Annotated in this window: 14 protein-coding genes; 9 read left to right on the forward strand and 5 right to left on the reverse strand. The window is 58.2% G+C overall.

Features of this window, described 5'->3' with window-relative positions; genetic code table 11:
- The first annotated feature begins 7 nt into the window (after positions 1-7).
- The 3 genes from fbp to GGR28_RS00730 all read left to right on the forward strand — a co-directional run bounded on the left by fbp (position 8) and on the right by GGR28_RS00730 (position 2,384).
- A complete protein-coding gene (gene fbp / locus GGR28_RS00720) occupies positions 8-1,006 on the forward strand; it encodes a class 1 fructose-bisphosphatase (protein WP_183493802.1) in 999 nt (332 codons plus the stop codon).
- Positions 1,003-2,130 (forward strand): acyltransferase family protein, encoded by a 1,128-nt coding sequence (locus GGR28_RS00725; protein WP_319936686.1) that lies wholly within the window; start codon positions 1,003-1,005, stop codon positions 2,128-2,130. The genes fbp and GGR28_RS00725 overlap by 4 nt, the downstream gene beginning before the upstream one ends.
- A 68-nt stretch (positions 2,131-2,198) precedes the next feature.
- A complete protein-coding gene (locus GGR28_RS00730) occupies positions 2,199-2,384 on the forward strand; it encodes a hypothetical protein (RefSeq protein WP_183493803.1) in 186 nt (61 codons plus the stop codon).
- A 58-nt stretch (positions 2,385-2,442) separates the two neighbouring features.
- Here GGR28_RS00730 and GGR28_RS19255 read toward each other — a convergent pair whose 3' ends face one another.
- The 3 genes from GGR28_RS19255 to GGR28_RS00745 form a co-directional block, all read right to left on the reverse strand.
- Entirely contained in the window at positions 2,443-4,068 is a 1,626-nt protein-coding gene (locus GGR28_RS19255; protein ID WP_183493804.1) for a VWA domain-containing protein, read from the reverse strand.
- Positions 4,069-4,184: 116 nt separating this feature from the next.
- On the reverse strand, positions 4,185-4,958 hold the full coding sequence (locus GGR28_RS00740; RefSeq protein ID WP_183493805.1) for a glucosaminidase domain-containing protein: 774 nt from the start codon (positions 4,956-4,958) through the stop codon (positions 4,185-4,187).
- Between the two features lie 90 nt (positions 4,959-5,048).
- Entirely contained in the window at positions 5,049-5,729 is a 681-nt protein-coding gene (locus GGR28_RS00745; RefSeq protein WP_183493806.1) for a cyclase family protein, read from the reverse strand.
- A 229-nt stretch (positions 5,730-5,958) separates the two neighbouring features.
- Between GGR28_RS00745 and GGR28_RS00750 the strand changes: the two genes are divergently transcribed.
- From GGR28_RS00750 to GGR28_RS00760, 3 genes are all read left to right on the forward strand, one after another.
- Positions 5,959-6,216 (forward strand): DUF4212 domain-containing protein, encoded by a 258-nt coding sequence (locus GGR28_RS00750; protein ID WP_183493807.1) that lies wholly within the window; start codon positions 5,959-5,961, stop codon positions 6,214-6,216.
- Positions 6,216-8,012: a sodium:solute symporter family protein gene (locus GGR28_RS00755; protein ID WP_183493808.1), complete on the forward strand. Its 1,797-nt coding sequence runs from the start codon at positions 6,216-6,218 to the stop codon at positions 8,010-8,012. The genes GGR28_RS00750 and GGR28_RS00755 overlap by 1 nt, the downstream gene beginning before the upstream one ends.
- A 116-nt stretch (positions 8,013-8,128) precedes the next feature.
- Entirely contained in the window at positions 8,129-9,217 is a 1,089-nt protein-coding gene (locus tag GGR28_RS00760) for an AAA family ATPase (protein ID WP_183493809.1), read from the forward strand.
- 20 nt (positions 9,218-9,237) lie between these two features.
- Here GGR28_RS00760 and GGR28_RS19260 read toward each other — a convergent pair whose 3' ends face one another.
- Both GGR28_RS19260 and GGR28_RS00770 read right to left on the reverse strand, forming a co-directional pair.
- Positions 9,238-10,533, reverse strand: a complete 1,296-nt coding sequence (locus tag GGR28_RS19260; RefSeq protein ID WP_183493810.1) for a peptidoglycan DD-metalloendopeptidase family protein — start codon at positions 10,531-10,533, stop codon at positions 9,238-9,240.
- 67 nt (positions 10,534-10,600) lie between these two features.
- Positions 10,601-12,070 carry a tetratricopeptide repeat protein gene (locus GGR28_RS00770; protein WP_183493811.1) on the reverse strand — a complete coding sequence of 490 codons (1,470 nt, stop codon included), beginning with the start codon at positions 12,068-12,070 and terminating at the stop codon, positions 10,601-10,603.
- A 260-nt stretch (positions 12,071-12,330) separates the two neighbouring features.
- Between GGR28_RS00770 and serC the strand changes: the two genes are divergently transcribed.
- From serC to GGR28_RS00785, 3 genes are all read left to right on the forward strand, one after another.
- Positions 12,331-13,392 (forward strand): 3-phosphoserine/phosphohydroxythreonine transaminase, encoded by a 1,062-nt coding sequence (gene serC, locus GGR28_RS00775; RefSeq protein WP_183493812.1) that lies wholly within the window; start codon positions 12,331-12,333, stop codon positions 13,390-13,392.
- A 105-nt stretch (positions 13,393-13,497) separates the two neighbouring features.
- Positions 13,498-13,707 (forward strand): hypothetical protein, encoded by a 210-nt coding sequence (locus tag GGR28_RS00780; protein WP_183493813.1) that lies wholly within the window; start codon positions 13,498-13,500, stop codon positions 13,705-13,707.
- Positions 13,708-13,813: 106 nt separating this feature from the next.
- A complete protein-coding gene (locus tag GGR28_RS00785; RefSeq protein ID WP_183493814.1) occupies positions 13,814-14,473 on the forward strand; it encodes an HAD family hydrolase in 660 nt (219 codons plus the stop codon).
- Positions 14,474-14,498: the final 25 nt, after the last annotated feature.

Here is a 14,498-nt window from a genome sequence, read left to right on the forward strand (position 1 = left end):
AATACCCATGACCTTACACCCACAAACGCTCGGTGAGTTTATCATCAGCAACCAAAAAGACTTCGAATACAGCTCCGGTGAATTAAGCCGGCTGTTGAACTGCATGCGACTGGCCGCTAAGGTGGTCAACCACGAGATCCGGCAGGCGGGGCTTGTGGACATCACCGGTACGGTCGGCAACGTGAACGTGCAGGGGGAGGAGCAGAAAAAGCTGGACGTCTTCGCCAACAACGTATTCATTAATGCCCTCACGAACCGCAACATCGTCTGCGGAATCGTTTCCGAGGAGAATGAGGAGTTTATCACGATCAGCGGAGCCAATAACGCTAACCGCAACAAATACGTGGTCGTGATGGACCCCCTCGACGGCAGCTCCAACATCGACGCCGGCGTATCGGTGGGTACGGTGTTTGGTATTTTCCGGCGCATCTCTCCCGAGGGAACTCCCGTTACCCTCGACGATTTCCTGCAGCCGGGTAATATGCAGGTAGCTGCGGGTTACATCATTTATGGCACCTCCACGATGCTCGTCTACACCACCGGTAACGGCGTGAACGGCTTCACCCTCAACCCCGCCATCGGTACGTATTACCTCTCTCACCCCAACATTATGATGCCCGAGCAGGGGCGGGTGTACTCGATCAACGAAGGCTATTACGCTCACTTTCCCCAGGGCGTAAAGGACTACATTAAGTATTGCCAGAAGGAAGAGGACGATCGCCCCTACACGAGCCGGTACATCGGCAGCATGGTCAGCGATATCCACCGCAACTTAATACAGGGCGGCATCTACATCTACCCCAAGAGTTCGGAACGCGAAGCCGGTAAGCTGAGACTGGTCTACGAGGCCAATCCCATCGCCTTCATCGTCGAGCAGGCGGGGGGGCGGGCGACCGATGGCTACCGACGCATCCTGGACATCAAGCCCAAGGATATTCACGAACGGGTGCCCCTGTTTGCCGGCAGCACGAAAATGGTCGAGAAAGCAGAATCTTTCCTGAAGTGACCAAACGCCCCCCGACGACCGCACCGCCCACGGGCTTAGGTAACCGGATCGACTCGGTAGACCTGCTCCGTGGACTCACCATTGCGGCCATGATCATGGTCAACAATCCGGGTACCTGGGACCATGTGTACGCGCCCCTGCTTCACGCACCCTGGCACGGATACACGCCGACCGATCTGATCTTCCCCTTCTTTTTGTTCATCGTGGGCTGTTCGATCGCCTTTGCCTACCGGGGAAAGAAACCCGACGCTGCCACCTACCGCAAGATCGTGGTCCGGAGCCTGAAACTTATCGCGCTCGGAATCTTCTTGGGGGCCTTCCTGATTTATCCGCCCTTCGTAAAATCGTGGGGCGAGATCAGGCTGCCCGGCGTGTTGCAGCGCATTGGACTGGTGTTTTTGTTCGCGGCTCCCCTGGCCCTGCACCTGCGTACCCGCCAAATTGTGGCCGTTACTGCCCTGCTGCTTATCGGGTACTGGGTGATCATGGGATTCGTGCCGCTGCCGGACGGAAGCGCGCCGACCTACGAGCGGGCTCCCAACAACTGGGCGATGTACCTCGATAAGCTGTTGCTGGGGACGCATACCTGGCAGGAGGATTACGACCCGGAGGGACTGCTGAGCACCCTGCCGTCCATTGCCAGCTGCCTGATTGGGGTGGTGACCGGGCGCTTTCTGCTCGGCGGGGAGGGCGGAAAAGTGCGGGGACTGGTCATGGCCGGTGCGGCATTACTCGTCGTCGGTCATTTGTGGGGCCTGGTTTTTCCGATCAATAAGGCGCTGTGGACCAGCAGTTTCGTGCTCGTAACGGGCGGTTGGGCCCTGATCTTTCTGGCGCTGACCTACTACCTCACCGACGTGAAGGGCTACGCGTGGGGCAAAGTGTTCCGCTTCGCGGGAGCCAATGCCCTGATTCTGTACTTCCTCTCCAGCTTTTTCGCGAAGGTGTTCGGAAGCATTCGGGTGGGGGAAACCTCACTGCACGGGTACCTTTACGAGACCATTTTCGTGCACGATTTTATGCCGGACAAACTATCCAGTCTGCTCTACGCCTTGGTGCTGGTGGCCTTCTATCTGGTGCTGGGCACCTGGCTGTACCGCCGGCGCATTTTTGTTAAAGTGTAGGGCGTACGACTTAGCCCGTGAACATCGTGTTAGAAAATCTTTTCTACACGAAACTTACCTCCTTAATCATGCGAGCATTTACTCTCACGGCCATAATGGCCACCCTCCTATCCACGGTCGCACAGGCCCAGGGCGATGCGTTGATCGACATCGACATCGACAAAACCGAATGGTACGAAAACCCGATCCTTTGGGTTGCCGTTGCCGGATTTTTTATCATCCTTATCGTGGTAACCCGCAGAAAGGCTTCCTAGTCCTTCTCTTCCGATACATAACAACGCCTCCGGTCTACCGACCGGGGGCGTTTTGCATTTAGGGGCGGTAGCCAATCTGGTCCAGCCCCCGCGTCAGTTCGCGGATGATGCCCCGGGTGGCGGGGTCGTAGACCCAGTTGGTGTCGAAGCGGCTAAGTAGTTCGGCGTTCGCCTCACGGGCGAGGGCCAGGCTATGGAATTCGGTATTCTTGTTGTGTTGGTAGAAGGCGACTTCGTTGAGGATGTCCTGATCGATCCGGTACATCACGAAGTCGGAGATCATCAGTACGTCGGCATCCTGGTAATCCTGAGATTTGAGCTGGCGCAGGGCTTCGTAGAGGGCCAGCGTCGCATCGGTACCTCCGTAGAACGACATGTTCAGAAAGGCCGCCAACTCGTCGACGGAATTAGCGATGTCGTGCAGGTCGATCGTTTTAATCCCGGTGCTGAAGCTGATCAGATAGGCCCGGCGATTGCTGTTGATGGCCATTTTCAGGATGCCCAGCGTCAGGACCTTGGCAATCTCCTCCGGCCGGCCCATCATGGACTGGCTCGTGTCGACGCAGACGATGAACGGCCCCTTCTCCCGCTGCTTTACGCGCTGGTTGACTTCCATGATCTGGTCTTCGCTCCGCACGAGCCTGCGGTCTTCGTACCGGAGGGAAAGCAGATTACTGTCGGCGTACTTTTTGAGGAAGGCCGTTTCGGTGTCGTCGCTACTCAGCAGGGCGGTTTCCGAGCTCAGCATGTGGCTCAGGTCGTTGCTCTCGTGGACGCCGACGATCTCCGAGCGGGACAGCGGGTCTACCCGCCATTCCTGACGTACGATCGTCTTTTCGAAGGTTTCTTCTTCGATTTCGATCTCCGCCTCCCGGAGTTTGCCGAGCAGCTCGGCGAGCTGGCGAACGCTGTCTTCGTTGGCCAGTAATTCATCGTACTTTTTAAGGGCGTCGAAACTGGTGGACTGCCACAGGTCGCGGCTCATGTCCCATCCGAGGTACTCGGTGAATGGATTCAGGATGGACTTCAGCCGCCGGTATTCCTCCACCTTTTGCCCGAGCAGGTCGACGAAATTGTCCTTGGCCTCGCTAAATTTTTGCAGCTGGTAGCTTAGGATTCTGGCCTGTAGGAGGGCATCCCACTGACTCAGCAGATCGGTGAAAATGCGCTCGAAATTGCGGCGGTCCTCGTCCGTCCACTCGTCGAAGTCCCGGGCAAAGAACCGTTGCAACCTATCCTGGTAGAATGCGGTGTCGAGCTCTTCCCGCAGGTAAGTGGATCCTAAAAACTGCAGTAAGGCGGGGTAGCGTGCGCGAAACGCCTTTGCCGGGGTGACAGACCAGCCGCTCAGCAACTCTAGTTCCTTGCCGAAGGGATGCTTCGCCTCCACCTTCGCGAAGGTCTTTTTGATCCAGTACAGCGTATCGAGCACGATCTGGCGGGTAATGCTCTGGTTATCGGCGCAGACGAACAGTAAGTCGTCTACCCCTACGATCTCGTCCAGGGCGCGGCGGAAGTACTCACCGTAGCGGTCGTTTAGGTCCTCAGGGCCGCTATACTCGGTGCCGCCGATGCGCGCCCGGAGGTATTCGACGAGGTAGCGGCGGGTACGGACATCGAGTAGCTGACCGAATTCAATAAAGCGGCGGTACTCCTGTTCGAGAATTTCGTCTTGTTCAACCACGACATGCTAAACGGAGATCGGGGCGGCGGGTTGTGGCTCCTAAAAAAAGGACCGCCTTCCGTACAGGAGAGGCGGCCGAGAAAACCACTTAGAGAAAAAAAGATCTTACTGGGCGGTTACAGCGACTGCAAGTCGAACCGCTCAATGATGCGCAGCAGCTTCTGCCCGTACTGGGGGTCACGGCTGTAGCCGGAGCGGTCGAGGGCGGCAATCCACTGCTGGTAGTTTACCGACTCGTGGGCCAGGTCCGGGAAGCGGCGGTTGAGGTCTTCACTGTGCCCGCGCCAGCTGCCCCAGGCGTTGTCGTAATGCTTGGTGGTACTTGCGGCGGGGAAGTGATTGTTATATTGGGTGGCTGCCCGGTGCTGGCCCGCATCGCTTTCCAGGATGGCCATGGCCATTTTAGCCGCGGCGGGAATGCTGAATTTCACCTCTTCCGTTTTGGCCACCCGCTCGAAGCGGTTTACGTAGCTCCGTACGGTAGCGGCATCCAGGTCATTGACGTTCCAGACCGGCGGGGTGGTTGATGTGCTGGTGCCGGAACCGGGCAGCATACCGAGGGTGGTGGTCTGGGCGACGGTCGTAGCGGTACCGTCACGATCCGCGGCGGCATCGACCCCCAGTCCGTCGGCACCGACGCTGACGGTAAAATCTATTTGTTTCTGGGTAAATACGAAGGCCGCGAGGGCAATCAGCCCAACCCGGAACCAAGTGAGCCGGAGCCGGGACATCCACGTAGGCGGGATGTACTCCGTATTGGCGGCCCGGTGGCGGGCGGAAGTAAGAAAAAGTCCGCCCCGCGAGCGGAGTCGGCGCCAGAGCAGGCGCCAGTCGATGGTAAGTACTTTTTGCTGACCGGCGGAGTGGGCCGGGGAGGTGGATCGAGACATAACCGTTTGTTTTTGCAACCACGTCCGCTAGATGCGACGCAGAGCAAATTTACAACGGTTTGTTGTGTAAAGCAAATTGTATCAAACAATTTATTTGATTCCTTGCCTGGCAGCCGGCTTTATCAGGATACGGATGGGCGAGCCGTCGGAGCCCGCGAGTTTGAGCGGCAGGCAGATCATATCGTAGTCGCCCTCCGTGATTTTCCTGAGGTCGACCCCCTCGATGATCCAGACGTTTCCCCCCATCAGGGCACGGTGGGTTTGCGGATTGCCCTCGTGAAAGGGGCCGACGGACAGGTAGTCTACTCCGATCAGCAGCAGCCTGCGCTCCACGATGAGCTTGGCGGCGGCCGGACCGATACCATGGTAATCTTCGTCAAAGGGTTTGTGCGGCCAGAACCCCTTGTCGCTGTTCGGAGTACGCAGGATCAATCGCTCACCGGGCTCCAGGGGGCGGGTGCGACCCTCGTAGGCCAGCAGGTCTTCGGGGGTGACGGCAGCCTTACAGTCGATTTCGGCAATGCGCATCGGTCCTAGGCCAATTTCGATCGGCACCCGTGCCATGTCGATCCCCTCCGCCAGAAAGTGGCTCGGTGCATCCATGTGTGTACCGGTATGCGAACTGAAGTGCAGCATCGATACCCGGGCGGTATCTCCGCAGTGGATGCAGCTTAGGGTGTCATAGGAGGTCTCGGGTTGTCCGGGCCAACCCGTCATTCCTTCGAAAATAGGGTAGGTGACGTCAGTCCATCCTTCGTACCAGTCGGCCATATCCGTAGTCTTGTTTATCGTTATGCAATGTACCCTGCGGTCGCCGGCCCGGGGTGTTGAAGCGGGCAACGCGCACAAATCGGCGTGGTGGTAAGGTCACGCATTTATTTGGATAATCATAAGCGCCGCTATATCTTGGTGGCCAAGACGGAGATCGGTCCGTCAAAGAGCCTTGTCGATCGTGCACTTTTTTTCGCGGGCCACACATACACCCACCAATTCTGATTAGATGGCCCCTTCCGGAGAACACCGCCACTACTGGCGGACCAATCTGCGGTATTTAGCAATTCTACTTACGATATGGTTTGCCGTCAGCTTCGGCTGCGGCATCCTTTTTGTGGACCAGCTCAATCACTACCGCATCGGTGGGGCTAAACTCGGCTTCTGGTTCGCCCAGCAGGGAAGCATCTACGTCTTCGTGGTCCTCATATTCGTCTACGTATACCTGATGAATCGACTAGACGCCCGGTACGGGGTAGGAGAGTAATGGACGTAAAAACCTGGACCTACCTCATTGTCGGCGCTACCTTCCTGCTCTACATCGTGATCGCGGTCTGGGCCCGCGCGGGCTCTACCAAGGAATTTTACGTGGCCGGCGGCGGCGTTCACCCCATTGCCAACGGTATGGCGACGGCGGCCGACTGGATGAGCGCGGCCAGCTTCATCTCCATGGCCGGCATCATCAGTTTCGCCGGCTACGACGGAGCGGTCTACCTCATGGGGTGGACGGGCGGTTACGTCCTGCTAGCCCTGCTGCTGGCGCCCTACCTCCGCAAGTTCGGCAAGTTTACCGTGCCGGATTTCATCGGCGATCGATACTATTCCAACGTGGCCCGTACGGTGGCCGTAATCTGCGCCATCGTAGTCAGTTTTACCTACGTGGCCGGACAAATGCGCGGCGTGGGCCTTGTATTCAGCCGTTTTTTAGAGGTAGAGATCAATACCGGCGTATACATCGGCACGGTGGTCGTGTTTTTCTACGCGATCATGGGGGGCATGAAGGGCATCACCTACACCCAGGTGGCCCAGTACTGCGTGCTGATCTTCGCCTACATGGTGCCGGCTATTTTCATCAGCCTGCAGATGACCGACAACATCATTCCCCAGCTCGGCTTCCTGGCGGAGGTCAACGACGGATCGGGAATGGCACTCCTGGACAAACTCGACCTGCTCCACCAAGAATTGGGTTTTGCGGAATACACCGACGGCAGTAAATCGACGATCGACGTATTCGCCATCACCCTGGCACTGATGGCCGGTACGGCCGGACTGCCCCACGTTATCGTCCGCTTCTTCACCGTCCCCCGGGTCAAGGACGCTCGCATTAGCGCCGGTTGGGCCCTGCTCTTCATCGCTATTCTCTACACCACGGCTCCCGCAATTGCGGCGTTTGCGCGCACCAATTTGATCACGACCATATCCGAACGCCCCTACGAGGAGCTGCCGCCCTGGTTCGCCAAGTGGGAGGAAACGGCACTGGTAGCCTGGATGGACAAGAATGGAGACGGAAAACTGCAGTACGCCCCCGGTCCTCCGTTCGTCGGAGCGGTAGAACAACAACGGGCGGGCGGCGGCGCGCAGGTGCAAGGAAATTCCGGTGAAGCACTCCTGTTGAACGTGCCGACGGACAACTCCAACGAAGTGTACATCGACCGGGACATCATGGTGCTGGCGAATCCGGAAATCGCCGGCCTACCGGCCTGGATCATTGCCCTTGTGGCGGCCGGGGGACTGGCCGCAGCCCTGTCTACCGCCGCCGGCCTCCTATTGGTGATCAGTACCGCCGTGAGCCGCGACCTCATGCGCAAGCAGATCAAGCCAAACATGAGTGAAAAGGAGGAACTCTGGTGGGCCAGGGGAGGGGCCGCCGCCGCCGTGCTGGTTGCCGCCTACTTCGGGGTAAACCCACCGGGTTTCGTGGCCGCGACGGTCGCTCTGGCCTTCGGTCTTGCCGCGGCGAGCTTCTTTCCGGCCATCGTGCTGGGTATTTTCGATAAGCGCATGAACCGGGAAGGTGCCGTGGCGGGCATGGTCGTCGGCATCCTGCTCATGTTCGGATACATGGCCGTGTATCGACTGGGGTGGTTCGTCGATACGGTGCCTCCGGAATCGGAGTGGTGGTTTGGCATCAGCCCGGAAGGATTCGGCAGTGTCGCGATGGTCGTTAACCTGGTGGTTGCCCTGATCGTCAGCAGGTTTACGGGCACTCCACCGGAGGATGTTCAGGAAATGGTGGAACGCATCCGTATCCCCAGCGGTGCGGGTGAAGCGAGTGTGCACTAGCCCGGTGCCCGTAGCACATTGGTTTTTTCCAACTTCCGCTGCACCTGCGTCCCCGCCATATGCCGCAACGAACTGGGGTAAATGTTACATTGCGAACCTGACCCTATCCATATCCTATGCTTGACCGACTTTACATTGCCGCTACTTCCCAGCACGTCGGCAAGACTACCTGTACCCTGGGACTGATGGCCGCCATCCGTGGCCGCAACCACAAGGTGAGTTACTGCAAACCAGTGGGGCAGGAGTGGGTGGAGCTCGGCGATTTACAGGTGGACAAGGATGCGCTGCTGTTTGCCCGGGGAATGGACTTCGAGCTGAAGGCGGAACTGCATAGTCCCGTCATCATTGGCAGCGGGGTGACGGCCAGCTATTTGGACGATCCGACCAAGTACGAATTTAACCGGGCCATTACGCGAGCCAGTCGCAAACTACAGGCTAAAAACGACTTTGTGATCTACGAGGGAACGGGGCACCCCGGTGTAGGCAGCGTCTGTGACGTCAGCAACGCTCAGGTGGCCCAGTTGCTTGGTGCACCGGTGGTCATGATCGTGGAAGGGGGGATCGGGAGCACCATCGATCGCCTGAATATGAACCTGGCCATGTTTAGGGAACGCAGGGTGCAGGTCCGCGGGGTGATCGTAAACAAGACCCGGCCGGCCAAGATGGAAAAGGTGGGCCACTACGTCGGGAAGTACCTGGAGAAGACCGGCATTCCACTGTTGGGCGTGCTCCCATTTGAAAAAATTCTCTCTAACCCCATCATGGCTTCCGTACGCCACTCGCTAAAGGGGCGCACCCTGCTCAACCGGGAGGGGCTGGACAACCAGGTGGAGAACATCGCCAGCGGCAGCCTGCTCGCCCAGGAGGAGGTGGAGAACCTCAAGAACCTGCTGGTGATTGTCAGTCACCGTCGACTCTACGAAGCCCTAAGTGCCCTGCAGGGGATTTTAAAATCGCGGGGACTGCCGGGTACGACGATTTCAGGAGTGGTGGTTACCGGCCTGATGGACGAGTCTCCCCGTCTGCCGCACCTTAAATTTCTCGAGGCCAACAACATTCCGGTGGTCGCCAGCTCGCTGGACACTTACGGCGCGGCCGTGCGCATCAGTCAGATGGAAGTGAAGATCAACCTGAAGACGCCCTGGAAGATCCGCCGCGCCGTCGAGCTGATCGAGGAGCACGTGAATATGGACCTGATTCTCTGAGGCCGTCGATTTACAATCAGTTACTTAGCCGGACCCTCGACCGGGCTGCCTACGCTGTTCAGCTTGTCCAGGTAGAGGTCTCTTACCGCGAAGTATTCGGGTAGGTAAGCTTCCGGCATGGGCTCACTGTCCTGAAAGTCCATCCGGGTATGGTCCACCTGTTTGCCGTTGTCCCAGAACCGGAAGCATACGTGGGGGCCGGTCGCCAGACCGGTGGAGCCGACGTAACCGATCACGTCTCCCTGACTGACTCGCTTGCCTACGGTGATTCCGGGGGCGCGGCGCTGCATGTGGAGGTACTGGGTGTCGAAGCGTTTGTCGTGGTGCAGCTTGACGAATATGCCGTTTCCGCCGGTGCGTCCCGCCCGACTCACCGTACCGTCGGCCACCGCTACGATGGGAGTGCCATAGGGGGCGGCGTAATCGGTGCCGAGGTGAGGCTTGATCCGCCGCTGCACGGGATGAAAGCGGCGTAGGTTGTAGCTGCTGCTAATGCGGCTGTACCGTACGGGAGCCTTTAGGAAGGTGGATTTCATGGGCTGACCGTCCAGGCCGAAATACCCCGACTGACTGCCGTCTTCGCTTTCAAAGTAGAAGGCATAGATGTCCTTTCCTCCGGTGCTGTAGCGGGCGGCGCGCACCCGACCGAAACCGGCCTCCGTGTCGTGTACGTACTCCTGTTCGTAAACCAACTGAAACGCATCCCCCTTTTGGACGTGGTAAAAGTCGACCGACCACTGCAGCGCGTCTTCCATTTTATCGGTGAGGGCGAAGCTGTGACCGGCTCCGACCATGGCGTTCCAAAGGGAACTCTCGATCGTGCCCGCCGCCAATCGTTCGGCCAGCTTAACGGGCATTTCCTGATATTTATCGCGTCCGGTATTTTGTAAATCGAGTCGCAGGTAACGGTAGACGGTGGGGGCGTAGACCAGGAAATCCGGCCCCTCCGTATCGGCGTCGTCTAGTAGTTCGTAAGTACGGCCGGCACGGAGGTTCCGCACGTCAAGCATGTCGTTGAAGTTCCCGGCGATATCGAATGCCTGTTGGGGTTCAAGTCCCAATCCGAGTAAAATATCCGACAGGGTCTGTCCGTACTGGATAGTATCCTGGGAAACGGTGAAGGTGTCCAGGGCGACGCCGTATCGGACCGTGGGTTCCACGATGGGGAAAGCGGTATCGGAGAGTTGGGGGGCGCCGGGGGCTTTGGACACGGCCATTAGACCGTATAGAATGCTGCTCCCTACGAGGGCGCAAACCACGGAAGCGTAGACTGCTGCGGTCAGTCTACGCTTCCGGTTAGTAAAGAGTGGTCTCACGAAAAAGTTGGTTTCGGTAATTGCAAAATAGCCGCAAAGGCATCTTTGCAAATATAGGAAATCTCAACTACGGTGTACGTACCCGCGTAGTTTCCTGAATCCAGCACCCAACGGTGTAGCTCGAACCTTCGGAAATGCCCCGCTGGAAGATGTCCGATTTAGAGGGCATGTACTGGTTGTACCGGCCAATCAATTGGTTGGCCTTACTGCTTACGGAGGGGTCGACCGACTTTGCTTTCTGCCACTGGTCGATGGCCGGCCACACTACTACCTGGCTATCGAAGCCGGTGCCGGGTCCGCAGAGCGGTCCGCTACTTGCGTAGAGGGTGCCGATGAGCATGTAGGGTTCACCGTCGGAAGGATTGGCGGAACTGGCGCGGCGGGCGTAGGCGCGGGCCTGGCTGAAGTTGCGCAGGTCGCGGTAGTAGATTTTGGCGGCCGTAAGGAGGTAACGGCTCTTCCGCTCGGCGTCGTCCGTTTCCTGGGCGGCCTGGTCGAAAAGGCGTACCGCTTCACTGGAACGACCGTTTTTGAGGGCGTCGTAGGCCTGGCGCAGGGTACTGGCGTTGCCGTTGGAGGCCGAGACCACTACTTCACAGTTGGCGTCGTAAGCGGCCTTGACCTTCTGGAATTCGGGGATGGATTCGGCGCAGTCGGCCCACTTCAGTCGACTGTAGGCGGTGGTGATGGCGTCACAGTCGGTCGGGTTGGCTTCGAAGTCGGGGTAGTACTCGTCTACGTAGTACTGGCAGTCGTAGAAACCCTTAACGGTCTCGAAGTACTGCAGGCTACTGGGGGCGTAGCTTTCGATCGTTTTCCAGGCTTCGCAGTTTTGGCCTTTACACTCCTCCAGGCCCTTTGCCAGGCGTGTTTTGAGGGCGGCAACGATTTTCTGTGCTTCGGCATCGTCGATCTTTTTGGCCTCGTGCTGGTCGACGACCAGGCGGGACATCGGGTTGATGATGAAGTACTGCAGCTCTTCGGGACCATCGAGCTCGATGCTTTCCTTGAACAGTTGGTAGATTTCCTCGTCGGTGGCGGAGCCGGGGTAGGTGTAGTAGCTATCGAAGGCCTGGATGCCGGCCATGTAGCCGTCACCGGGATAGCATTGCCGGGCCTGTTCGTACAGCATGATGATGGTGTCGCCGTACGCCTGCTTTCGATCCGGGTTTTCGAGAATTAAATTGTTGTAGAAGGCGACGCCGTCGGTGTAGACCGTGGGGCGGCGGCCGTCCGCGGCGGGGCTGGTGGCATATACCTGCCGCCACATCTTCATGGCACGGTCCATTTCTTTAGCCTTTAGTGCCGTGCGGTAGATGACGTAGTTGGTTTCGGCATCCTCCGGGCTGCGAGCATCGGAAAATTTAGGGCAGGGGCTGAGCGTTTCTCCCGGCTTGGCGGGTTTGGTAGTGGTCGCGGTGGTCCGGTCGGTTGTCGGGTTGGTCGGGGTGGACGGACCGGCTGCCTTTGGGGTACAGGCCGTGATCAGGGACAGCAGGAAGCTGCAGCTGAGGATAAAGGTCAGAAGACGTGTCATAAGTTAGGCAAGGTTTGTAGTTAGGGGTAAACCACGGGCACCGGTCGTGGTACGGCAATGAATGGTGCATCCGACCGGGCAGGTACTATAAGGAGGGAACCACCGTGGATGTTGACGGCTACCCTCACGTTTGATTCCATCCGGCGGATTTCCGATGGCTACGGTCGGGCGGCCCACTAAAACAGGCTTGTACATACGTCAATGTCCGCTACCGTGTAATCCGCTAAGGTGGTACCTTCGCACCTTCAAAGCATCGCCAAATGAAAAAGATTAATTTCAGTGCCGGTCCGGCCATCCTTCCCGCAAGTGTCATCACCCAAGCCGCCGCCGCGGTAGAGGACCTGGACGGTAGCGGCCTCAGCATTCTTGAGATCAGCCACCGGTCCAAAGCATTTGACGCCGTGCTGGTGGAAGCCGAGGCGCTGGTGCGCGAACTGCTTAACGTAGGCGATGAATACGGCGTGCTATTTCTCTCCGGTGGGGCCAGCACCCAGTTCTTCTTTACGGCGATGAACCTACTGAACCCGGACGAGACCGCGGGCTACCTGGATACCGGTTCCTGGTCCGCCAAAGCCATAAAGGAAGCCAAGTTGTTCGGTCACGTAAACGTCGTAGCGAGCAGCAAGGAGAGCAACTACAACCACATCCCCAAGGGGTATACGGTACCCGGGGATCTCAAGTACCTCCACCTCACCAGCAATAATACCATCTTCGGAACCCAGTTCCAGTCGTTCCCCGAGACGGACGCACCGCTGGTTGCCGATATGTCGTCCGATATTTTCAGCCGCCGCATTCCGCTGGAGCGCTTCGGAATCATCTACGCCGGTGCCCAGAAGAACCTCGGGCCGGCCGGTGCTACGCTCGTCATCGTTCGCAAGGACCTCCTCGGAACGGTAGAGCGGCAGCTGCCCAGTATGCTCGACTACCGGGTGCACATCAAGGGAAGCAGCACCTTTAACACGCCTCCGGTTTACCCCATCTACGTCATGATGCTGACCCTGCGCTGGATCAAGGAGCAGGGCGGACTTACGGCAATGGAGGCGCACAACGAGCGCAAGGCGAAGCTGCTGTACGACGAGATCGACCGGAACCCTAAGTTCACGGGCACGGTCAGCGACGATGAGAGCCGCAGTCTGATGAACGTAACCTTCGTCTGTACCGACGATGCCGATACGGGGCGCTTTCTGGCAGCTGCCGAAGCGGCCGGTTGCGACGGAATCAAGGGTCACCGTAGCGTAGGAGGCTTCCGGGCAAGCATCTACAACAGTATGCCGTACGAAGGAGTAGAAACTCTTGTAAATGTGATGAAGGAGTTCAACTAGCTTCCAATTTCCGGTCCGGAACGGGAATAATTAGGTGTGATACCGGGCAATGTTCTACGAATCGCTTATATTCGTAGCCGTATTGCTATGAAATCTCTCGCCGCTATGGCAAATGCCAAATTCAAGTTGTTTTCCGTTCTCGTGTGCTTGCTCATCATCAGCGCTAGTTGCTCCGGTTTCCTGGCGGGTCGTACCGTCCGTTTACAGCAGGAGGGCAAGTTCGATCAGCTGCAGCAGGTAAGCGAGCGGGTCGTGAGCAATGCCACCCTGATCCACCGGGGAGTCGAAGTCATCAAGCGGGTGATGCTACGGTAAGCTTCGCTCCCGCCGGGTACAACTTTTTCGGACCAGATCGCTTCTATCGGCTGTGGCACACCGGGTGTCACGCGCAACTCATTATCTGGTTTATCCGACACACTTCATGGTGAATTCTAAACTACGGGGTCTCCTGTGTGACCTAGACGGCACCCTGGCCGACTCCGAACCCCTGCACTGTACAGCCTGGCTCGACACGCTCTCCGAAGAATTCGGCGTCGATTACGACGCGCAGTGGTTCGAGCAGTGGATCGGGACGAGTGACCGGGTGCTGGCCCGCTACGTGGTGGAGCAGGACCGGCTTCCCATCAGCGACGAAGAACTGATCAAACGCAAACAAGTACGCTACCACGAAGCCGTGGAGCGGGAGGGAAAAACGTTCTCCGGAGTCGATGAAGCCCTGCGCCAACTCGTAGACGAAGGCTATCCCGTGGCGATTGCCACAAACAGCGGCAGACTAGATGCCGACATGATGATCGGCGCGGCGCGGCTCGATCGGTTCACCCCCATCAGCGTCACGGCCTCCGACGTCAAGGAAATGAAGCCGGCACCGGATATTTATCTGCTTGCCGCGAGGAGGTTGGGGCTAAAGGCTTCGGAGTGCATCGCCATAGAAGACAGCGGACCGGGAGGAATCGCCGCACGGGCGGCGGGCTGCTACCTGATCGCCCTTACCGACAAGGTAAGCCAGGCCGACGAACGCGCGCACGATAGCGCTACCGCCATTCGCCGCGCCCTTGAGCTGTTGGAGCGGGACGCAAAGTGACCCCTTCGTTAACGGCTTAGTGTAT

Source organism: Neolewinella aquimaris (genome assembly GCF_014197245.1).
In the GTDB taxonomy this organism is placed as follows: Bacteria; Bacteroidota; Bacteroidia; order Chitinophagales; family Saprospiraceae; genus Neolewinella; species Neolewinella aquimaris.